The following is a 20,048-nucleotide window of genomic DNA, read 5'->3' as shown; positions in this document are numbered from 1 at the left end:
TCAACGTAACCCTTCAGCGCGTTCGAAGGTCTAAGTTGGCGGTGCCGGAAGCATCTTGGGGGGTGTGACCGGCATCTGCGGAGACGTCTTGGGGGACGCCTCCGGAGCTGCGTTGCCGGGGCACGTGCGACCGGGGAGCTTTGAGCGGCCCTCCCGACGGTACGGGTCCCGGCAGACCGCACCACGCGTGCCGCCCTGGCGGCGCACACAGCGTTTCAGGCGCTGCCCGCAGACGCCCGGGCCCGGATCCCGTGGGGGGAATCCGCACCGGGGCACAGAAGGGCGCCCTGTGCGTCGGCCCGTGGGGGGACCGGCGGCAGGGCGCCCTTCGTCTTTTCCCACCGCGCACGAGGGGCCCCCGGACGCGCCGGAGCCGCCCCGGTGGAGTGGACCGGGGCGGCTCCAGTGACGTTCGGGGGGCGGCGGGTCAGCCGCGCTCCTCCACCGGGACGAAGTCGCGCTCGACGATGCCCGTGTAGATCTGGCGCGGGCGGCCGATGCGGGAACCCGGCTCCTTGATCATCTCGTGCCACTGCGCGATCCAGCCCGGCAGGCGGCCCAGCGCGAACAGCACGGTGAACATCTCGGTCGGGAAGCCCATCGCCCGGTAGATGAGACCCGTGTAGAAGTCCACGTTCGGGTACAGGTTGCGGGAGACGAAGTACTCGTCGGACAGCGCGTGCTCCTCGAGCTTCAGCGCGATGTCCAGCAGCTCGTCGGACTTGCCGAGCGCCGAGAGCACGTCGTGGGCCGCGGCCTTGATGATCTTGGCGCGCGGGTCGAAGGACTTGTACACCCGGTGGCCGAAGCCCATCAGGCGGACGCCGTCCTCCTTGTTCTTCACCTTGCGGATGAAGGAGTCGACGTCGCCGCCGTTGGCCTGGATGCCCTCGAGCATCTCCAGCACCGACTGGTTGGCGCCACCGTGCAGCGGGCCCCACAGCGCGCTGATGCCCGCCGAGATGGAGGCGAACATGTTGGCCTGCGAGGAGCCGACCAGGCGAACCGTGGAGGTCGAGCAGTTCTGCTCGTGGTCCGCGTGCAGGATCAGCAGCTTGTCGAGCGCCGAGACCACGACCGGGTCCAGCTCGTACTCCTCGGCCGGCACGGAGAACGTCATGCGCAGGAAGTTCTCGACGTAGCCGAGGTCGTTGCGCGGGTAGACGAACGGGTGGCCGACCGACTTCTTGTACGCGTGCGCCGCGATCGTCGGGAGCTTGGCGAGGAGGCGGATCGTGGAGAGGTGCCGCTGCTTCTCGTCGAACGGGTTGTGGCTGTCCTGGTAGAAGCTGGACAGCGCCGAGACCACCGAGGACAGCATCGCCATCGGGTGGGCGTCCCGCGGGAAGCCGCGGAAGAAGTTCTTGACGTCCTCGTGCAGCAGGGTGTGCTGCGTGATCTCGTTCTTGAAGACGGTGAGCTCGTCGACCGTCGGAAGTTCGCCGTTGATCAGCAGGTAGGCGACCTCCAGGAAGGTCGACCGCTCGGCCAGCTGCTCGATCGGGTAACCGCGGTAACGCAGGATGCCCTGCTCACCGTCCAGATAGGTGATCGCGGATTTGTACGCGGCGGTGTTGCCGTAGCCGCTGTCCAGGGTCACCAGACCGGTCTGAGCCCGGAGCTTCGCGATGTCGAAGCCCTTGTCGCCGACGGTGCTGTCGACCACCGGGTAGGTGTACTCGCCGTCGCCGTACCGCAGTACTACAGAGTTGTCGCTCACGTCTTCCCTCACCGACCTAGTCCTCATCTTCGAGGTGCCCTGACCGCCTCTACCTTCCCCCAACTGGCTCTGGCGAGTGCACTCGGGGTCGACCATCGGGCCCATCGGCGGCACTCAGTGCCGTCAACCTGTTCATCCTGCCCGTCGCGGGCCGGTTGCGGAAGGCCACTGTGACCTTTGCGACCCATTTGATCGATCATTTTTATCGAAACGAATCCTCACACCGGCGGGCGGGGTCCCGGGAGCCGCCCCGCCCCGGAAAGCCGGTGGTCCAGCGCCGTGCAGCGCCGCCCCGCCGAGACGGTGCGCACCGCCTGTCCGATGGCTTTGCGGGAGCCAACGAGCACGACCAGCCTCTTGGCCCGGGTCACCGCCGTGTAGAGCAGGTTGCGCTGGAGCATCATCCACGCGCCCGTGGTCACCGGAATCACCACGGCCGGGTACTCGCTGCCCTGCGAGCGGTGGATGGTCACCGCGTAGGCGTGGGCCAGCTCGTCGAGCTCGTCGAAGTCGTAGGGAACCTCCTCGTCCTCGTCGGTGAGCACCGTCAGCCGCTGCTCGTCGGGGTCGAGCGAGGTGACGACACCGACCGTGCCGTTGAAGACCCCGTTCTTCCCTTTTTCATAATTGTTGCGGATCTGTGTGACTTTGTCCCCCACACGGAAGACCCGGCCGCCGAACCTCTTCTCGGGCAGGTCCGGGCGGGCCGGGGTGACCGCCTGCTGCAGCAGGCCGTTGAGCGCGCCGGCGCCCGCCGGGCCGCGGTGCATGGGGGCGAGTACCTGCACGTCGCGGCGGGGGTCGAGGCCGAAGCGGGCGGGCAGCCGCCGGGCGGCCACGTCGACGGTGAGGCGGCCGGCCTCCTCGGTGTCCTCCTCCACGAACAGGAAGAAGTCCTTGAGCCCGTCGGTGACAGGGTGGTGCCCGGCGTTGATCCGGTGCGCGTTGGTGACCACGCCGGACTGCTGCGCCTGGCGGAAGACCTTGGTCAGGCGCACCGCCGGGACGGGGCTGCCGTCCGCCAGCAGGTCGCGCAGCACCTCGCCGGCGCCGACGCTGGGCAACTGGTCCACGTCACCCACGAACAGCAGGTGGGCGCCGGGCGCGACGGCCTTGACCAGCTTGTTGGCGAGCAGCAGGTCCAGCATGGACGCCTCGTCGACCACCACCAGGTCCGCGTCCAGCGGGCGGTCCTGGTCGTAGGCGGCGTCCCCGCCGGGCTTGAGCTCCAGCAGCCGGTGGACCGTGGAGGCCTCGGCGCCGGTCAGCTCGGCGAGCCGCTTGGCGGCCCGGCCGGTGGGCGCGGCCAGCACCACCTTGGCGCGCTTGGCGCGGGCCAGCTCCACGATCGAGCGGACCGTGAACGACTTGCCGCAGCCGGGCCCGCCGGTGAGCACGGCGGCCTTCTCGGTGAGGGCCAGCTTCACCGCGGCCTCCTGCTCCGGCGCCAGCTCGGCTCCGGTGCGGGTGCGCAGCCAGCCCAGCGCCCGGTCCCAGTCCACGTCACGGAACCAGGGCATCCGGTCGTCGTCGGCGCGCAGCAGCCGCAGCAGACGGGAGGCCAGCGCCTGTTCGGCCCGGTGGAAGGGGACCAGGTAGACGCCGGTGACCGGGCTGCCGCCGTCGTCCGGCCCGGGGACCCTCTCGCGGACCACTCCGGGCTCCTCGCCGTCCGGCCCGGGCTCGGCGAGCTCGGCGAGGCACTCGATGACCAGACCGGTGTCCACCTGGAGCAGCTTGACGGCGTCGGCGATCAGGCGCTCCTCGGGGAGGAAGCAGTGGCCCTGGTCGGCGGACTGGGAGAGCGCGTACTGGAGCCCGGCCTTCACCCGCTCAGGACTGTCGTGCGGTATGCCGACGGACTGGGCGATCTTGTCGGCGGTGAGGAAGCCGATGCCCCAGACGTCGGAGGCCAGGCGGTAGGGCTGGTTCTTCACGACCGAGATGGAGGCGTCGCCGTACTTCTTGTAGATGCGCACGGCGATGGAGGTCGACACCTCGACGGTCTGGAGGAAGAGCATGACCTCCTTGATCGCCTTCTGCTCCTCCCAGGCGGCGGTGATCCGCTTCGTCCGCTTGGGGCCGAGGCCGGGGACCTCGATCAGGCGCTGCGGCGACTCCTCGATGATGGTGAGGGTGTCCGTCCCGAAGTGGCGGGTGATGCGGTCGGCGAAGACCGGCCCGATGCCCTTGACCAGGCCGGATCCGAGGTAGCGGCGGATGCCCTGGACCGTGGCGGGCAGGACGGTCGTGTAGTTCTCGACGTGGAACTGCTTGCCGTACTGGGGGTGGGAGCCCCAGCGGCCCTCCATCCGCAGCGACTCCCCGACCTGGGCGCCGAGCAGCGCCCCGACGACCGTGAGCAGCTCGCCCGGGCCCGAGCCGCGGCCGGTGTCGACCCGGGCCACGGTGTAGCCGTTCTCCTCGTTGGCGTAGGTGACGCGTTCGAGCACGCCCTCGAGGGTGGCGAGCTTGCGCGCGGGCGGAGTTGCCATGCTCCGACGTTACCGCCGGGCGGCGACAACGCCGCGGGCCTGTGGAAAACCCGGGTGAGGGGCGGTCAGCTCTTGCGGGCGACGTCGCGCGCCCACAGGACCAGGGGAACCTGCAGGGGCAGCCGGCCGTAGGCGACGGCCTTCATCGGGGCGGGCCGGCGGCTCCAGTCCCGGGCCATCTTCACGTTCGCCGGGAAGACGCCGACGAGGAAGGCGGCGGTCGCCAGGGCCGCGGTCCGCCGGGTGCGGGGCGCCGCGAGGCCGGCGGCCAGGGCGAGTTCGGCCGCGCCGCTGGCGTAGGTCCAGGCGCGGGCGGAGCCGGGGAGGCCGCGCGGGACGATCCCGTCGAAGACGCGGGGGCGGGCGAAGTGGGCGGCGCCGGCGGTGGCGAGGAGGGCGGCCAGGGCGAGGGGCGAGCGGGACATCGGGGTCTCCTCAGAACGGTGTGAAGCGATGCTACTCGCGAGTAGCCGGCAGGTGGCGGACGTTGCCGCAATCGATCCGCTCATGCGAGCGAGGTACGTCACAACCAGCGCCAGACCCTTGCCAGCCGGCCGTGTAATCGTTTCCAATCAACCGTGTAAACGTTTCCACAAGGAGGTGGAACCGCTGATGCCTGGCATCAAGGACGTCGCGGCCCGCGCCGGAGTCTCCGTCGCCACCGTGTCGCGCGCGCTCAACCGTCACCCCTCGGTGAGCGAGGACGCCCGCTCCCGGGTGCTGGCCGCGGTCGAGGAGCTCGGGTACCGCCCCAACGCCGTCGCCCGGTCGTTGCGCACCGACCAGACCCGCACCCTCGGGCTGGTGATCAGCGACGTGCTGAACCCTTACTTCACCGAGCTCGCCCGGGCCGTGGAGGAGGAGGCGCGCTCCCTCGGCTACAGCGTGATCATCGGCAACGCCGACGAGCGCCCCGACCTGCAGGACCACCACATCCGCACCCTGCGGGACCGCCGGATCGACGGCCTGCTGGTCTCCCCCACCGACGGCGGCACCCCCCTGCTGCTGGACACCGCGCGGGCCGGGACCCCGGTCGTCTTCGTGGACCGGTGGATCCCCGGCGCCGACGACGTGGACGTCCCCGTGGTCCGCTCCGACGGCCGGGACGCCGTGCGGGAGCTGGTCGCCCATCTCCACCGCCTCGGTCACCGGCGGCTCGCCATCATCGCGGGCCCCGCGGCCACCACCACCGGCAGCGAGCGGGTCGAGGCGTTCCGCGAGGCGCTCGCCGCGCACGGTCTGGAGCTGCCCGACGCCTACATCGGCCAGGGCGACTTCCAGGCCGAGAGCGGCCGGCGCGCCACCGAGCGGTTCCTGGACCTGTCCGAACCGCCCGAGGCCGTGTTCGCCGCCGACAACCTGATGGCGCTCGGCGCCCTGGACGCCGTGCGCTCGCGCGGCCTGCGGGTCCCGCACGACATCGCGCTGGCGGCGTTCGACGACATCCCCTGGTTCGTGCACACCGACCCCCCGGTCACCGCGATCGCCCAGCCGACCGGAGAGCTCGGCCGTGCGGCCGTGCGCGCCCTGGTCGACCGCATCGAGGGCCGGGCCGCCCGGTCCGTCACCCTTCCCGCCCGTCTCGTGGTCCGCCGCTCGTGCGGCGAGGGCCGCGAGGGCGGCGGGACCCCTCCCGAGAACGGGCCCCGCCCCGGGAACGGGACCGAACCCCAGAAGAGGAGCAACCCGTGAGCGACACGGACGAGTTGCTGCGCATCGAAGGCGTGCGCAAGGCCTTCCCCGGCGTGGTGGCGCTCGACGGCGTCGACTTCGACCTGCGGCGCGGCGAGGTCCACGTGCTGCTCGGCGAGAACGGCGCGGGCAAGAGCACGCTGATCAAGACGCTCTCCGGCGCCCACCGCCCGGACGAGGGCCGCATCCTGGTCGACGGCCGTGAGGTGACGATCGGCAGCGCGCAGGACGCCGAGAAGCTCGGCATCGCCACCATCTACCAGGAGTTCAACCTGGTCCCGGACCTGACCGTGGCCGAGAACATCTTCCTGGGCCGTCAGCCCCGCCGGTTCGGGCTGATCGACCGCCGCCGCATGGAGGCGGAGGCCGCCGAGTTGCTGGGACGCGTGGGGGTGCCGGTCTCGCCGCGCGCCCGGGTGCGTGAACTCGGCATCGCCCGCCTGCAGATGGTGGAGATCGCCAAGGCCCTCAGCCTGGACGCCCGGGTCCTGATCATGGACGAGCCGACCGCGGTGCTCACCTCGGAGGAGGTCGAGAAGCTCTTCTCGATCGTCCGCCGGCTGCGCGAGGACGGCGTGGGCGTCGTCTTCATCACCCACCACCTGGAGGAGATCGCCGCCCTCGGCGACCGCGTCACCGTCATCCGTGACGGCCGCAGCGTCGGCCAGGTCCCGGCCTCCGCCCCGGAGGACGAGCTGGTCCGCCTGATGGTGGGCCGCTCCATCGAGCAGCAGTACCCGCGCGAGCGCGCGGAGGCCGGCGAGCCGCTGCTGCGGGTGGAGGGGCTGACCCGGGACGGCGTCTTCCACGACGTGTCCTTCGAGGTCCGGGCCGGCGAGGTCGTCGGCATCGCCGGCCTGGTCGGCGCGGGCCGCACCGAGGTGGTGCGCGCCGTGTTCGGCGCCGACCCCTACGACGCGGGCACGGTGACGGTGGCCGGGAAGGACCTGCGCCGCCACGACGTCAACGCCGCGCTGGACGCCGGGATCGGGCTGATCCCCGAGGACCGCAAGGGCCAGGGCCTGGTGCTCGACGCCTCCGTGGCGGAGAACCTCGGCCTGGTGACCCTCCGCTCGTCGACGAAGGCCGGGCTGGTGGACCGCAAGGGCCAGCGGCGGGCCGCCGGGCGGATCGCCGAGCAGCTCGGCGTCCGCATGGCCGGCCTCGACCAGCAGGTGCGCACCCTGTCCGGCGGCAACCAGCAGAAGGTCGTCATCGGCAAGTGGCTGCTCGCGGACACCCGGGTGCTGATCCTCGACGAGCCGACCCGCGGCATCGACGTGGGCGCCAAGGTCGAGATCTACCAGCTCGTCAACGAACTCACGGCCGCCGGAGCGGCGGTCCTGATGGTCTCCAGCGACCTGCCCGAGGTGCTCGGCATGAGCGACCGGGTGCTGGTGATGGCCCAGGGCCGGATCGCGGGCGAACTGCCCGCCGATCAGGCGACCCAGGACGCGGTGATGGCCCTCGCCGTCTCCACGCAGTCCACGCACACCACCGGCGAGGAAACCGGAGACACCGGAACCGCCACAACCGCCACAACCGCCGGAACCGGCGAGAACAAGGAAGGGAAGGCCAGCCGTGGCCACTGACACGCTCAAGAGCGGGGCGGGCGCGAGTGGCGCCGGCGGCCTGCGCCGCATCCTGCTCGACAACGGCGCGCTGACCGCGCTGATCGTCCTGGTGGTCGCCATGTCGGCGCTCTCCGGCGACTTCCTGACCGCGGACAACCTGCTGAACATCGGCGTCCAGGCGGCGGTCACCGCCATCCTGGCGTTCGGCGTCACCTTCGTGATCGTCTCGGCGGGCATCGACCTGTCGGTGGGCTCGGTGGCCGCGCTGTCGGCGACCGTGCTGGCCTGGTCGGCGACCTCCGAGGGCGTGCCGGTCTGGATCGCCGTGCTCCTGGCCGTCGCCACCGGCCTGGCCTGCGGCTTCGTCAACGGCGTGCTGATCTCCTACGGGAAGCTGCCGCCGTTCATCGCCACCCTGGCGATGCTGTCGATCGCGCGCGGCCTGTCGCTGGTGATCTCGCAGGGCAGCCCGATCCCGTTCCCGGAGTCGGTCGCGCACCTCGGCGACACCCTCGGCGGCTGGCTGCCGGTGCCGGTCCTGGTCATGGTCGTCCTCGGCCTGATCACGGCGCTGATCCTGGGCCGCACCTACATCGGCCGCTCCATGTACGCCATCGGCGGCAACGAGGAGGCCGCGCGGCTGTCCGGCCTGAAGGTCAAGAAGCAGAAGCTGGCGATCTACGCCCTGTCCGGTCTGTTCGCCGCAGCGGCGGGCATCGTGCTGGCCTCCCGCCTGTCCTCCGCGCAGCCGCAGGCCGCGCAGGGCTACGAGCTGGACGCGATCGCCGCGGTCGTCATCGGCGGCGCCTCGCTGGCCGGCGGTGTCGGCAAGGCCTCCGGCACGCTCATCGGCGCGCTGATCCTCGCCGTGCTGCGCAACGGCCTCAACCTGCTCTCGGTCTCCGCCTTCTGGCAGCAGGTCGTGATCGGCGTGGTCATCGCCCTCGCCGTCCTGCTGGACACCGTCCGCCGCAAGGCCGGCGCCACCCCGGCGGCCGCCTCCCCGGCGGGCGGCGGCGGGAACCGCGGCAAGCAGGCGCTGACCTACCTGCTGGCCGCCGTGGTCGCGGTCGCGGTGGTGGCCTCCCTGTCCTTCCTGCACAACGGCTCCGACGCGGCCGCCAAGCGGAAGGTGGGCCTGTCGCTGTCCACCCTGAACAACCCGTTCTTCGTGCAGATCCGCCAGGGCGCGGAGCAGGAGGCGAAGAAGCTGGGCGTGGACCTGACCGTCACCGACGCGCAGAACGACGCCTCCCAGCAGGCCAACCAGCTGCAGAACTTCACCAGCTCCGGCCTGTCCACCATCGTGGTCAACCCGGTGGACTCCGACGCGGCGGGCCCCTCCGTGCGCTCCGCCAACAAGGCGGACATCCCGGTGGTGGCCGTGGACCGCGGCGTCAACAAGGCACGGATCGACGCGCTGGTGGCGTCCGACAACGTCGAGGGCGGCCGGATGGCGGCCCGCGCGCTGGGCGAGAAACTGGGCGGCAAGGGCTCCATCGTGATCCTGCAGGGCCAGGCGGGCACCTCCGCCAGCCGTGAGCGTGGCCAGGGTTTCGCCGAAGGGCTCAAGGAGTTCCCGGGCATCGAGGTGGTCGCCAAGCAGCCCGCCGACTTCGACCGCACCAAGGGTCTGGACGTCATGACCAACCTGCTCCAGGCACACCCCGACGTGCAGGGCGTGTTCGCCGAGAACGACGAGATGGCGCTCGGCGCCGCGAAGGCCCTCGGCTCCCGGGCGGGCAAGGACGTGCAGGTCGTGGGCTTCGACGGCACCCCGGACGGCCTGAAGGCCGTCGAGGCGGGCACCCTCTACGCCTCGGTCGCCCAGCAGCCCACCGAGCTGGGGAGGATCGCCGTCCGCAACGCGCTGGACGCGGCCGAGGGCAAGGACCTCAAGGACCTGGTCAAGGTGCCGGTGAAGGTCGTCACCAAGGAGAACGTCGGCTCGTTCGGCGGCTGACGGTTCACACGCCGACGGTCCGGATGCCGACGGTCCGCACCCCGACGGTTCGCACGCCGACGGTCCGCACGCCGACGGTCCGGATGCCGACAATCCGGGTGAGGAAGACGAGGGAGACAGTGATGTTCGACTACGACCTGGTGGTCGTCGGTTCGGCCAACGCCGACCTGGTGATCGGTGTCGAGCGGCGGCCAGCCGCCGGTGAGACCGTGCTCGGCTCGGACCTCGCGGTCCACCCGGGCGGCAAGGGCGCCAACCAGGCGGTCGCCGCCGCCCGGCTCGGGGCGCGCACGGCCCTGGTGGCACGGGTGGGCGACGACCCGCACGGGCGGCTGCTGCTGGACTCGCTGTCCTCCTCGGGCGTGGACACCGCCGCGGTGGCGGCCGGCGGGGCGCCCACCGGCGTCGCGCTGATCACCGTGGACCCGTCGGGCGACAACAGCATCGTGGTGTCGCCCGGCGCCAACGGGCGGCTGGCGCCCGAGGACGCGCGGGCGGCCGAGCGGGTGCTGCGGTCGGCGCCGGTGGTCTCCGCGCAGCTGGAGATCCCGTTGGAGACGGTGACCGAGGCGGTGCGCCTGCTGGCGCCCGGGACGCGGTTCGTGCTGAACCCGTCGCCGCCGCGGGAGCTGTCCGCGGAACTGCTGGCGGCCTGCGACCCGTTGATCGTCAACGAGCACGAGGCGCGGGTCATCGCGGGCGGTGGCCCGCTGGGCGACTCCCCCGAGGAGTGGGCCCGGGCGCTGCTGGCGCTGGGGCCGCGCTCGGTGGTGGTCACCCTGGGCGCTGAGGGCGCGGTGACCGCCGAGGCGGCGGGGCGCGCGGGCTCGGGGGACCCGTCGGCGGCGGGGCGCGCGGGCTCGGCGGAGGGCGCGGAGGCGGCGGAGTCCGCGCCGCCGGGCGTGGAGGTCACCCGGGTGCCGTCGGTGAGGGTCGACGCCGTGGACACCACCGGAGCGGGTGACGCGTTCACCGCGGCACTGGCCTGGCGGCTGGGGCTCGGCGAGTCCCTGCCGGCGGCGGCCGCCTACGCGGCCCGGGTCGGCGCGGCGGCGGTCACCCGGGAGGGCGCCCAGGCGTCCTACCCGACGGCCGAGGAGGTCGCGGCGCTGTGAAGCGGTCCGGGATCCTCAACCGCCACCTGGCGGGCGCACTGGCCGAACTGGGCCACACCGACGAGGTGCTGGTCTGCGACGCGGGCATGCCCATCCCGGCGGGTCCGCGGGTGGTGGACCTGGCGTTCCGCGCCGGGGTGCCGTCCTTCGCGGAGGTGCTGGACGGGCTGCTGGAGGAGCTGGTCGTGGAGGGCGCCGTCGCGGCTTGCGAGGTGCGGGACGCCAATCCGGCGGCCGCCGCGCTGCTGGCCGGGCTGCCCGGGCTGCGTCTCGTCCCCCACGAGGAGCTCAAGCTGCGTTCGCGGGACGCCCGCCTGGTGGTCCGCACCGGGGAGGCGGCGCCGTACGCCAACGTCCTCCTGCGCTGCGGGGTGTTCTTCTAGCCGACCGGGGCTCACCCGGAGAGCACGCGCGACGAAGGGCCCGGTCCTGTGGACCGGGCCCTTCGGTTCTCCCCCCGCCAGAAGCTGTGCGATCCCCCCGGATCCCCCTCCAGAACTCCTGACGCCGACTAAGACCGGCGAGGTGGGGCCGAGGTTGTACGGCCGGACAAGATTTTTTCGAGTTTCTCGCGAACCTCGGTCCAGTCCTCCGCGAGGACCGCGTGGACCGCCGTGTCGCGCAGCCGGCCCTCCTCCCCCGGGACCCGGGAGACGCCCCAGCCGCGCAGCACTCCCTCGGGCCGGGCCCCCACCCGTTCCATCGCCGCTCGGGACCGGACGTTGCGGGCGTCGGTCATCAGGTCCACCCGGCCGACGCCCCAGCCCTCGAAGGCCTGCCGGAACAGCAGCAGTTTGGCCTCGGTGTTGACGCCGGTGCCCTGTGCCGAGCGGCCCAGCCAGGTCCAGCCCACCTCGACCGCGTCCAGCCGCCCGGACGTGCGCCAGGCGCGCGGCGTGCAGAAGGAGGTGCAGCCGACGGCGCGGCCGGTGGCCAGGGAGATCTGCGCGTAGGGCGCGACCGTCCCCTCCGCGGCGCGCCCCCGCTGGGTGGCGATGTAGTCCGGGACCTCGTCCGCCCGGGGCACCCAGGTGTAGGCGAAGGTGGACCGGTCCTCCTCCGCCGCGAGGGCCAGGTCAGCCGCGTGCCGCGGGTGCAGCGGCTCCAGCCGTACCCGTGAGCCCTCCAGCGGTGGGGCGGTCAGCCGGAAGGTCATCCGGGTCCTCCTTCGTCGGTGCGTCCGCCGTGGAGTCTGCACCACCCGCCCCGCCGGCGACGACGCGGCTTCGGCCCGGGCGGACGAGGGAGGTCATGGCGACGCCGGTGACCAGCAGCGCGGCGGCCACCCAGCGCAGCGGGCTCACCGCCTCGTCCAGCAGGAGCCAGGCGGAGGCCATCCCGAAGACCGGCACCAGCAGCGAGAACGGGGCCACCGTCGAGGCCGGGTACCTCTTGATCAGCCAGCCCCAGGCGCCGAAGCCGAAGACGGTGCTGACCCAGGCGATGAACAGGATCACCCCGACGCCCTCCAGGTCGAGACCGCGCAGGGCGGCCAGGTCGCGTCCGGCGCCCTCGGTGAGCAGCGAGAGCGCCAGCAGGGGCAGCACGGGGACGGTGCTCACCCAGACCATGAAGTTGAGCGCGTCCGGCGGGGACGCCTTGCGGGTGAGGACGTTGGAGACGCCCCAGCAGGCGCCGCCGAGGATCACCAGGGCGAAGGCGTGCAGCGGTCCCGTCGTCCCCTCGTCCACGGCGGCGACCGCTATGCCGGCGACCGCGACCGCCATGCCCGCGACCCGCAGCCCCGTGAGCCGCTCGCCGAGCACGGCGAAGGCGAACAGCGCGGTGAAGACGGCCTGGATCTGCAGGACCAGCGAGGTGAGCCCGGCGGGCATGCCCTGGTCCATGCCGACGAAGACCAGCCCGAACTTGGCCACGCCCAGGGCGATGCCGACGCCCACGATCCACTTCCAGGCCACCTTCGGCCGTCCCACCAGGAAGACGGCCGGCAGGGCGGCGAGGAGGAACCGCAGCGCGGACAGCAGGAGGGGCGGGAAGTGGTCGAGGCCGACCTCGATCACCACGAAGTTGACGCCCCAGGTGGCCGCCACGCACACGGCCAGCAGGAGATGAGTAGGTCGCATGCGTCGAGCATCCGTCGCCGGCACCGTGAAGCACCAGCGATGATTGCTGCACGGGTGGATGTAGCGATGCTGAATCGACGAGGCTGAATCGAGAGGGGGCCGCACCGTGCTGGACCTGCAGCGCTTGCGCGCTCTGCACGCCGTCGCCGTGCACGGAACCGTCAACGCGGCGGCGGAGTCGCTGGGTTACACGCCCTCCGCGGTGTCCCAGCAGATCGCGAAGCTGGAACGCGAGACCCGCACGGTGCTCCTGGAGCGGCAGGGCCGGGGCGTGCGGCTCACCGAGGACGCCCGTCAGCTGGCCGAGACGGCGCGGGAGCTGCTGGGCCTGGTGGAGCGGGCGGAGGCGGCGCTGGAGGAGCGGCGCGGGGAACCGTCGGGCCGGCTGACGGTCGCCGCCTTCCCCTCGGCCGCGCGCGGGCTGATGCCGGGGGTGCTCGCCGAACTGGCGGCGCGGCACCGGACACTGGACCTGCGGCTCAGCGAGGTGGACCCGCACCTGTCGGTGGGGATGGTGGCCAGGGGCGCCGTCGACATGGCGGTGACGCACGACTGGGACGTGGCCCCGATGGCGCTCCCGCCGGGGCTGGCCCGGCAGCGGATCGGCGAGGACCACAGCGACCTGCTGGTCCCGCGCGGGCACCCGCTGGCCGCCCGGCGCGGGGTGCGGGGCGCGGAACTGGCCGGGGAGGACTGGGTCTGCCAGCCGCCGGGGCGGGTCTGCCACGACTGGCTGGTGCGGACCATGCGGTCGGCCGGGCACGAGCCGCGGGTCGTCCACACCGCCGACGAGAACCCGACGCTGGTGGCGCTGGTGGCGGCCGGGCTGGGGGTGGCGGTGATCCCCCGGCTCGGCCGGGGGCCGCTGCCCGACGAGGTGGTGACGGTGCCGATGGAACCGGTGCCGGTGCGGCGGCTGTACGCGGTGTGGCGCCAGGAGGCGGCCCGGCGTCCGGCCGTCACGGAGACGGTGCGGACCCTGCGGTCGCGATGGCGGGGCCTGTCCGGGGAACCGTGAGCGGCGGTGGCGCGTCCAAGGGCCGCACTGCCGGAGCAGTCACCGCGGAGCGGCCGGCCGGCCACCTGTGGGGGCCGGTTTCCCCTCCCTCCCCGCCCGCGGACCGGCAGCCCGGCCGTCACCGGCGCCGCCCCCTCCTGCGCGCCGGTGACGGACCACCGGGCCGGGGACCCGGTGACGGTCCACCAGGTCCTCTTCCGCGCCGTGCCCGGCCCGCCGGAAGGCCCGGCCTCACGCCCGCGAACGCCGCGCGGGCCCGCGTCCGCCCCGCCGTACGGGCACCGGTCGTGCCGCGACCCTTGACCGAAAGAAACTTCCCCGATATTCGTGACCCCTCGGAAGTTTCCTTCATCCAAGGCCTTCATCCAAGGAAGGGGCGCACGTGCGCGACTCCAGCACGGGTAGTTCCGGAAACACCGCTTCGGGCAGGACCCGGCCCTCACGACGCACCGTCCTCGCCGCCACCGCGGGCATCGCCGCGGCCCTGGCGGCCGGCACCCCCGCACTCGCCGCCGACGACCCGGCGCCCGTGGACGACGAGCGACTGCGGTCCCTCATCTCCGGGATGACGCTGGAGGAGAAGGTCGGCCAGCTCTTCGTGATGCGGGTCTACGGCCACTCGGCGACCGCCCCGGACCAGGCCGACATCGACGCCAACCTCAAGGAGATCGGCGTCCGCACCGCGGCCGAACTGATCGAGAAGTACCGGCTCGGCGGCATCATCTACTTCGCCTGGGCCCACAACACCCGCGACCCCCACCAGATCGCGGACCTCTCCAACGGCATCCAGAAGGCCTCCCTCGACCTGCCGCGAGGGCTGCCGATGCTGATCGCCACCGACCAGGAGCACGGCATCGTGGCCCGGGTCGGCAAGCCGGCCACCCTGCTGCCGGGCGCGATGGCGCTGGGCGCGAGCGGATCCAGGTCCGACGCCAAGGCGCTGGGCCGGGTGGCCGGCGCGGAGCTTGCCGCGCTGGGCATCCGGCAGAACTACTCCACCGTCTGCGACGTGAACGTCAACCCGGCCAACCCGGTGATCGGCGTGCGCTCGCTGGGCGCCGACCCGCAGGCCGCGGCCCGGCTGGCCGCCGCCGAGGTGGTCGGCTACCAGAACTCCGGTGTGGCGGCCACCGCCAAGCACTTCCCCGGCCACGGCGACACCGCCGTCGACAGCCACTACGGCTTCCCGATCATCACCCACAGCCGCGAGGAGTGGGAGGCCGTGGACGCCCCGCCGTTCCGGGCGGCCATCCGGGCCGGGATCGACTCCATCATGACGGCCCACCTGATGGTCCCCGCGCTGGACCCGTCCGGCGACCCGGCCACCCTCTCCCGGCCGATCCTCACCGGCATCCTGCGCGAGGAACTCGGCTACGACGGCGTGGTGGTCACCGACTCCCTGGGCATGCAGGGCGTGCGGACCAAGTACGGCGACGCGCGGGTGGCGGTGATGGCCGTCCAGGCCGGCGTCGACCAGCTGCTCAACCCGCCGGACCTGGACGTCTCGTGGAACGCGGTGCTGGACGCGGTCCGGACCGGCGAGCTGACCGAGTCCCGGCTCGAGGAATCGATCCTGCGGATCCTCCGCCTCAAGGCGAAGCTCGGCCTCTTCGAGGACCCGTACGTCACCCACCACGGCGTCGACCGGGCGGTGGGCACCGGCGCCCACTACAAGGCGGCCGAGCGGATCGCCGACCACACGACCACGCTGCTGGTCAACGAGGGCGGCCTGCTGCCGCTGAACCGGCGCCGCCACCGCCGGCTGCTGGTGGTCGGCCCCGATCCCGCCTCCCCCTCCCTGTCGGACGGCCCCACCACCAAGGTGATCGCCGAGGCGCTCGCCGAGTTCGGCTTCACCACCACGGCCCGCACCACCGGGACCGCCCCCTCCGCCACCGTCGTCGCGGGCGCGGTCGCGGCGGCCGCCGACGCGGACGCGGTGGTGGTCGCCACGTACAACGTGACGGCGAGCAGCGCGCAGAAGACGCTGGTGCGGCGGCTGCAGGAGACCGGGAAGCCGGTCGTCGTGGTGGCGGTGCGCAACCCGTACGACGTGGCGCACCTGGACGGCGTGCCGGCGGTGCTGGCCTCCTACTCCTGGACGGACACCGAGGTGCGGGCCGCGGCGCGGGTCATCGCCGGCCAGGTCTCGCCCAAGGGGAAGCTGCCGGTGCCGGTGCAGCGGGCGGACGCCCCGGACCAGGTGCTCTTCCCGATCGGGTACGGGCTGGGCTACTGAGGGACGGCGGTGCCGGGGCCGGCCCAGGGGCGGACGGACCCCGGCACCGCCGCCGGGCGAGCGGGTGGGCGCGGCAAGCCGGAGGAGGGCCGGCGGGTGTGGCGTCCGTCAGCGGCACCCCCGGCAGACCGGCGAGTACCTGGCCGGGGGGACGTAGCGGGCCGACCGTCATGTGCCGTACGTGCTCTGCGACCGGCATCGCGGCACGCGCTCCGGGCGGCCCATTTCCTCCGGAACGCCTGGCGCGGCCCGCTCCGCGCGGGGCAGGCTGCGTCGTCGGGGGGTGGACCGATGCGAGGTCGTGCTGCGCGGGTGGCGGGCGCGCTGCTGTTCGGCGCCCTGACGGCGGCGGGCTGCGCGCCGTCCGCGCCGGCCGGGGCGGGAACCGGGGCCGGGGGACCGGGCGACGGACGGGTGGAGGCCCGCTCGTCGCCGACGGTCGCGGCCGCCGGGGAGGGCCCGGTGTTCCTGGCGGCCGGCGAGTGCAGCACCTCGGGAACCCGGAGCTTCGGCGAGGTGGCGTGCACCAGCGAACGGGCGGTGGCCAAGGTGACCGCGCGGCGCGCGGGGCGGCCTGCCGACGGCCCGCGCTGTCCGCCCGACACCGACTTCGTGCTGCACGTCAGCGACCGGCACTCCGCCTCGGACGAGGACGGCGACGGCATCACCCCGCAGGGTTACGCCTGCATGCGCAACCTCCAGCCGCCGCACCCGGGCGACCCGGGAGGCGGGGGCGGCCCGCACACGGTGGTCGGCGACTGCCTCTACGCCACCGGCCGGGGCGAGGTCCGCGAGACCGCCTGCGACGCGAGGGGCGGGAGGAGGCCGGAGTTCGAGGTGACCCGGGCGGTCGTGGACCGCGACCGGTGCCCGTCCTCCACGGCGCTCTACGTGCGGCTGGGCGGAGGCCTGCCGGTGGGGTGCGCGCGGAAGGTGTGACCGTACCCCGGCCCCGCGGCATGCGGGACCGGGGTACGGGACCCGCACCACGCGGGGTCGGACCCTTCAGCCGGGCGGCGTCACGGACGCAGGGTGGGCTCCCGCTCCACGTCCCGCTTGTCCAGCTTGGCGTCCCACTTCGCGAGCGGCTTCGCCTTGGACGGGTCCGCCTGGACGGAGGCCGGGGCGACACCGGCCCACTCGAGGATGCGCGCGGTGGCGAGCGCCTTCTCCTCGGGCACCAGACCGGCCACGTTGGCACCGTGGTTCATCCCCGGCGCGGTCAGCACGTAGGAGTCCTTGGCGCCCTTGCTCAGGTGGAACGGCTCGGCGCCCCACGGGTCGTTCTGCCCGTAGACGAAAAGCATCTGGCGGGCGTTCTTGCGCACCCAGTTGTCCACGTCGCGCATCGCCGACGGCTGGAACCGCATCGGGATGGAGCGCGGGACGAAGTTCCGCGGCGGCTGGTAGCTGTAGCGGATCAGCTCGTCCTCGATGTACGGGAAGGTGATCGTGGGCGCGCCCAGCTGGGTGCCGGCCTGGTAGTAGTACGGCGTGTACGGGCTCAGGCCCTGGTCGGTGTAGAAGCTGAACCCGGAGATCGTGTCGACCGAGTCCCAGATCTCCTCGTCGGTGGCGTTCGCCGCGTCCGCCGGGATCGACTCGCAGTCGGCGAGGGTGCTGTACTGCCAGAAGCCCCACACGTAGTCCAGCACGACGGCCTCGTAGGCGCGGTCCATGGAGCCGATGGTGTCGAAGGTCCAGCCGTTCTCCGCGGCGGCGGCCTCGTAACGCTTCATCAGCGCGTCGCGACGGACCAGCGCCTCGCGCTGCACGCCGTTCAGGCGGTCGCGGCACTCCTTGGTGCCGACGCGGGCGAAGAACGCGTCGTAGGCGGAGTCCTCCTTGTTCACCACGTCGTTGGGGGCGACGTAGGCGACCACGCCGTCCATGTCGCGCGGGTAGAAGCGCTCGAAGTAGGTGGCGGTCATGCCGCCCTTGGAACCACCGGTGGAGAGCCAGTTCTCCCGGTAGATCGGCTTCAGCGCCTTGAAGATGCGGTGCTGGTCGCTGGCCGCCTGCCAGATGTCCAGGTCCGACCAGTCGGCCGGGTCCGGGCGGGACGGCGAGAAGAACCGGTACTCCATGGAGATCTGGTTGCCGTCGACGATCTGGGTCGGCTCGCGGCGGCTCGGGTTGGTGGAGACGCTGTAGCCGCCGGTGTAGAAGACCGTCGGGCGGGAGACGTCCTTGTGCAGCACGGTGATGCGCTGCTGGAACGTGCCCTTGGACGGGTCACGGTGGTCCACCGGCTGGGTGTAGTTGAGCACGAAGAAGCGGTAGCCGGTGTACGGCTTCTCCTGGATCAGGCTCATCCCGGGTATCGAGAGCAGCCGGTCCAGGATGTCCACGGAGGCGGCGGCCTGGGCCGCCGTGGCCGCGGTGGTGGTGTCGGTGGCGTCGGGCTGGACGGCGGTGGCCGTCCCGGCCGTGCTCAGTGTGCCCATCAGCACGCCGAGTGCCATCGCCCCTGTGAGCGCCTTGCGCATGCACCCTCCCCTGGGAGTCATAGGTGGCCCGAACCTACCCGCGCCACCGCTGCATCACCAGGCCTGTACGCACGCCGGAGCACCACCGGCCCGCTGGTGACGCGGCATCGGCTCGGCGTCCCCCGCGGCCCCGGCCTGTCTGCTCACCTGCGGCCGGCCGGGCGCCGCCACGCGGGATCACGGCCGGCCAGCCCCAGAGCACGGTGGAACAGCGGTGCGGTCGGCGCCACGGCGACCTCCGGCCCGAACACCCCGTACTTCCGCGCCATGTCGGCCTTGCCCGCGATGTCCTCGTACAGCGCCGCGGCGAGTTCCTCGTCCACGGCCGCCTCCTGCCCGGTGGCCACCGCCAGGTCCCAGCCGTGCAGCAGCCACTCGCCGCGCACGATCCCCCCGATGAAGCGGGCGGGCATCCGCGCGGTCCCCGCCAGCGCCGTCTCGCCGGTCCATGCCTCGGGAGTGCTCCAGACGGCGGCGGTCTCCGCCGCCTGCAAGGCGAACTCCTCGGCCCGGTCCGGCTCCGCGGTGAGGTCGCGCGCCCGCGCCGTGTGGTCCCGTGCCGTGTGGTCCCGCACCGTGTCGTCCCTCTGGCCCCGCACCGTGTCGTCCCGCGCCGACGGGGGCTGCTTGCGTCCGGCGGCCTGCGCCGGTTCGCCTGTGAACTCGATCAGGTGGTTCACCAGCACGCCGGTCCGCATCCCCGGACACGGTGTGGGCAGGTCGAGCGCGTCCGGCCCGATCCCCCGGACGATGTCCACCGCCACCGCGGCGGCCCGGGTCATCAGGAATCTCGTCTCCATGTCGTCCCTTCTCCACGTGTCGTCAGGCAGGGTAGACAGGGGGACGATGACGGGTATTGAACAAACGCGACGACGCGCCATCCTGGATCCGCGGACCGCGGCCGAACGGTTCCGGCTCACGCAGGAACCGGCTCCGCCGGATCTGGCCCCGTTCCTGGACGGGTTCTGGATCCTCCACTGGAACCTGGCGGAGCCGCACCGGCAGCGGGTGCTCACCCACCCGGTGGTCCACCTGACCTTCACCACCGGCGGGCAGGCCCGGATCACCGGCGTCGTCACCGGTACCTCCACCCAGGAGATCTCCGGCACCGGCCGGGCAGTCGGCCTGCGCTTCCGTCCCGGCGGCTTCCGGCCGTTCCTCGACGCCCCGGTGTCCACCCTCACCGACCGGGTCCTGGACGCCGAGGAGGTCTTCGGCACGAGGGCGCGGGCCGTCGCGGACGCCGTCGCCGCCGAGCCGGGGGTGCCGGCCGCGCTTCTCCTCGCGGCCGGCCTCCTGCGTGACGTGCGGCCCACGCCCGACCCCGAGATCGACACGGCGGCCCGGCTGGTCGGCGTGATCGGCGACGACCCAGCCGTGCTCCGGACCGGCCACCTGGCCGCGATCGCCGGCATGAGCGTGCGCCGGCTGCAGCGGCTGTTCGCCCAGTACGTCGGTGTCGGCCCCAAGTGGGTGATCCGGCGGACCCGCATGCAGGAGGCGGCCGCCCGGGCGGCCGCCTCACCGCAGAACTGGTCCGACCTCGCCGCCGAACTGGGCTACGCCGACCAGGCGCACTTCACCCGCGACTTCACCGCCTGTGTCGGCGTCTCCCCCGCGGCGTACGCGTCCTCGGCGCGAGGTCCGAACGGCTCCTGA

Annotated in this window: 16 protein-coding genes; 9 read left to right on the top strand and 7 right to left on the bottom strand. The window is 72.9% G+C overall.

The window, feature by feature from the left end:
- Positions 1-427 precede the first annotated feature (427 nt).
- From Sfr03f_RS19640 to Sfr03f_RS19630, 3 genes are all read right to left on the bottom strand, one after another.
- Entirely contained in the window at positions 428-1,720 is a 1,293-nt protein-coding gene (locus Sfr03f_RS19640) for a citrate synthase (protein WP_108955265.1), read from the bottom strand.
- Positions 1,721-1,938: 218 nt separating this feature from the next.
- Entirely contained in the window at positions 1,939-4,215 is a 2,277-nt protein-coding gene (gene recD2 / locus Sfr03f_RS19635) for an SF1B family DNA helicase RecD2 (RefSeq protein ID WP_108955264.1), read from the bottom strand.
- A 65-nt stretch (positions 4,216-4,280) separates the two neighbouring features.
- Positions 4,281-4,640: a DoxX-related protein gene (locus Sfr03f_RS19630; protein ID WP_108955263.1), complete on the bottom strand. Its 360-nt coding sequence runs from the start codon at positions 4,638-4,640 to the stop codon at positions 4,281-4,283.
- A gap of 187 nt (positions 4,641-4,827) precedes the next feature.
- Between Sfr03f_RS19630 and Sfr03f_RS19625 the strand changes: the two genes are divergently transcribed.
- From Sfr03f_RS19625 to rbsD, 5 genes are all read left to right on the top strand, one after another.
- Positions 4,828-5,907: a LacI family DNA-binding transcriptional regulator gene (locus tag Sfr03f_RS19625; protein ID WP_108955262.1), complete on the top strand. Its 1,080-nt coding sequence runs from the start codon at positions 4,828-4,830 to the stop codon at positions 5,905-5,907.
- Positions 5,904-7,499 (top strand): sugar ABC transporter ATP-binding protein, encoded by a 1,596-nt coding sequence (locus Sfr03f_RS19620; RefSeq protein WP_108955261.1) that lies wholly within the window; start codon positions 5,904-5,906, stop codon positions 7,497-7,499. The genes Sfr03f_RS19625 and Sfr03f_RS19620 overlap by 4 nt, the downstream gene beginning before the upstream one ends.
- Positions 7,489-9,444, top strand: a complete 1,956-nt coding sequence (locus Sfr03f_RS19615) for an ABC transporter permease/substrate-binding protein (protein ID WP_108955260.1) — start codon at positions 7,489-7,491, stop codon at positions 9,442-9,444. The genes Sfr03f_RS19620 and Sfr03f_RS19615 overlap by 11 nt, the downstream gene beginning before the upstream one ends.
- A gap of 122 nt (positions 9,445-9,566) precedes the next feature.
- Positions 9,567-10,559 carry a ribokinase gene (locus tag Sfr03f_RS19610; RefSeq protein WP_108955259.1) on the top strand — a complete coding sequence of 331 codons (993 nt, stop codon included), beginning with the start codon at positions 9,567-9,569 and terminating at the stop codon, positions 10,557-10,559.
- Positions 10,556-10,942, top strand: a complete 387-nt coding sequence (rbsD, locus tag Sfr03f_RS19605) for a D-ribose pyranase (RefSeq protein WP_108955258.1) — start codon at positions 10,556-10,558, stop codon at positions 10,940-10,942. Before Sfr03f_RS19610 ends, rbsD begins: the two co-directional genes overlap by 4 nt.
- A 128-nt stretch (positions 10,943-11,070) precedes the next feature.
- Here the strand turns inward: rbsD and Sfr03f_RS19600 are convergent, their stop codons facing one another.
- Positions 11,071-11,715, bottom strand: coding sequence for a GNAT family N-acetyltransferase (locus Sfr03f_RS19600; RefSeq protein ID WP_108955257.1), 645 nt, complete (start codon positions 11,713-11,715; stop codon positions 11,071-11,073).
- Positions 11,636-12,643: an EamA family transporter gene (locus Sfr03f_RS19595; protein WP_108955256.1), complete on the bottom strand. Its 1,008-nt coding sequence runs from the start codon at positions 12,641-12,643 to the stop codon at positions 11,636-11,638. Before Sfr03f_RS19595 ends, Sfr03f_RS19600 begins: the two co-directional genes overlap by 80 nt.
- A 106-nt stretch (positions 12,644-12,749) precedes the next feature.
- Here Sfr03f_RS19595 and Sfr03f_RS19590 point away from each other — a divergent pair, with 106 nt between their 5' ends.
- The 3 genes from Sfr03f_RS19590 to Sfr03f_RS19580 all read left to right on the top strand — a co-directional run bounded on the left by Sfr03f_RS19590 (position 12,750) and on the right by Sfr03f_RS19580 (position 16,839).
- Positions 12,750-13,661, top strand: coding sequence for a LysR family transcriptional regulator (locus Sfr03f_RS19590; protein ID WP_108955255.1), 912 nt, complete (start codon positions 12,750-12,752; stop codon positions 13,659-13,661).
- 382 nt (positions 13,662-14,043) lie between these two features.
- On the top strand, positions 14,044-15,900 hold the full coding sequence (locus Sfr03f_RS19585) for a glycoside hydrolase family 3 protein (RefSeq protein WP_108955254.1): 1,857 nt from the start codon (positions 14,044-14,046) through the stop codon (positions 15,898-15,900).
- A gap of 291 nt (positions 15,901-16,191) precedes the next feature.
- Positions 16,192-16,839, top strand: a complete 648-nt coding sequence (locus Sfr03f_RS19580) for a hypothetical protein (protein ID WP_159105687.1) — start codon at positions 16,192-16,194, stop codon at positions 16,837-16,839.
- 80 nt (positions 16,840-16,919) lie between these two features.
- On the opposite strand, the gene Sfr03f_RS19575 is transcribed toward Sfr03f_RS19580, so the two are convergent.
- Together Sfr03f_RS19575 and Sfr03f_RS19570 are read right to left on the bottom strand one after the other, a co-directional pair.
- Positions 16,920-18,389 (bottom strand): S28 family serine protease, encoded by a 1,470-nt coding sequence (locus Sfr03f_RS19575; protein ID WP_108955252.1) that lies wholly within the window; start codon positions 18,387-18,389, stop codon positions 16,920-16,922.
- Between the two features lie 143 nt (positions 18,390-18,532).
- Complete coding sequence (locus tag Sfr03f_RS19570; protein ID WP_159105686.1) at positions 18,533-19,189, bottom strand: maleylpyruvate isomerase N-terminal domain-containing protein; 657 nt, start codon at positions 19,187-19,189, stop codon at positions 18,533-18,535.
- A gap of 46 nt (positions 19,190-19,235) precedes the next feature.
- Here Sfr03f_RS19570 and Sfr03f_RS19565 point away from each other — a divergent pair, with 46 nt between their 5' ends.
- The gene (locus tag Sfr03f_RS19565) at positions 19,236-20,048 is read left to right on the top strand and encodes a helix-turn-helix domain-containing protein (RefSeq protein WP_108955489.1); all 813 of its coding nucleotides are present in this window, start codon (positions 19,236-19,238) and stop codon (positions 20,046-20,048) included.

This window comes from Streptomyces fragilis, from assembly GCF_003112515.1.
Taxonomy (GTDB): domain Bacteria; phylum Actinomycetota; class Actinomycetes; order Streptomycetales; family Streptomycetaceae; genus Streptomyces; species Streptomyces fragilis.
Note: the sequence above shows the minus strand (reverse complement) of the source record. Positions and strands in the feature narration are given on the sequence as shown.

What these genes read in the sequence shown, in the direction of transcription:
- recD2 (WP_108955264.1), bottom strand. Translation starts at nt 4,215, where the DNA reads ATGGCAACTCCGCCCGCGCGCAAGCTCGCCACCCTCGAGGGCGTGCTC.
- Sfr03f_RS19630 (WP_108955263.1), bottom strand. Translation starts at nt 4,640, where the DNA reads ATGTCCCGCTCGCCCCTCGCCCTGGCCGCCCTCCTCGCCACCGCCGGC.
- Sfr03f_RS19625 (WP_108955262.1), top strand. Translation starts at nt 4,828, where the DNA reads ATGCCTGGCATCAAGGACGTCGCGGCCCGCGCCGGAGTCTCCGTCGCC.
- Sfr03f_RS19610 (WP_108955259.1), top strand. Translation starts at nt 9,567, where the DNA reads ATGTTCGACTACGACCTGGTGGTCGTCGGTTCGGCCAACGCCGACCTG.
- Sfr03f_RS19600 (WP_108955257.1), bottom strand. Translation starts at nt 11,715, where the DNA reads ATGACCTTCCGGCTGACCGCCCCACCGCTGGAGGGCTCACGGGTACGG.
- Sfr03f_RS19595 (WP_108955256.1), bottom strand. Translation starts at nt 12,643, where the DNA reads ATGCGACCTACTCATCTCCTGCTGGCCGTGTGCGTGGCGGCCACCTGG.
- Sfr03f_RS19580 (WP_159105687.1), top strand. Translation starts at nt 16,192, where the DNA reads ATGCGAGGTCGTGCTGCGCGGGTGGCGGGCGCGCTGCTGTTCGGCGCC.
- Sfr03f_RS19575 (WP_108955252.1), bottom strand. Translation starts at nt 18,389, where the DNA reads ATGCGCAAGGCGCTCACAGGGGCGATGGCACTCGGCGTGCTGATGGGC.
- Sfr03f_RS19570 (WP_159105686.1), bottom strand. Translation starts at nt 19,189, where the DNA reads ATGGAGACGAGATTCCTGATGACCCGGGCCGCCGCGGTGGCGGTGGAC.
- Sfr03f_RS19565 (WP_108955489.1), top strand. Translation starts at nt 19,236, where the DNA reads ATGACGGGTATTGAACAAACGCGACGACGCGCCATCCTGGATCCGCGG.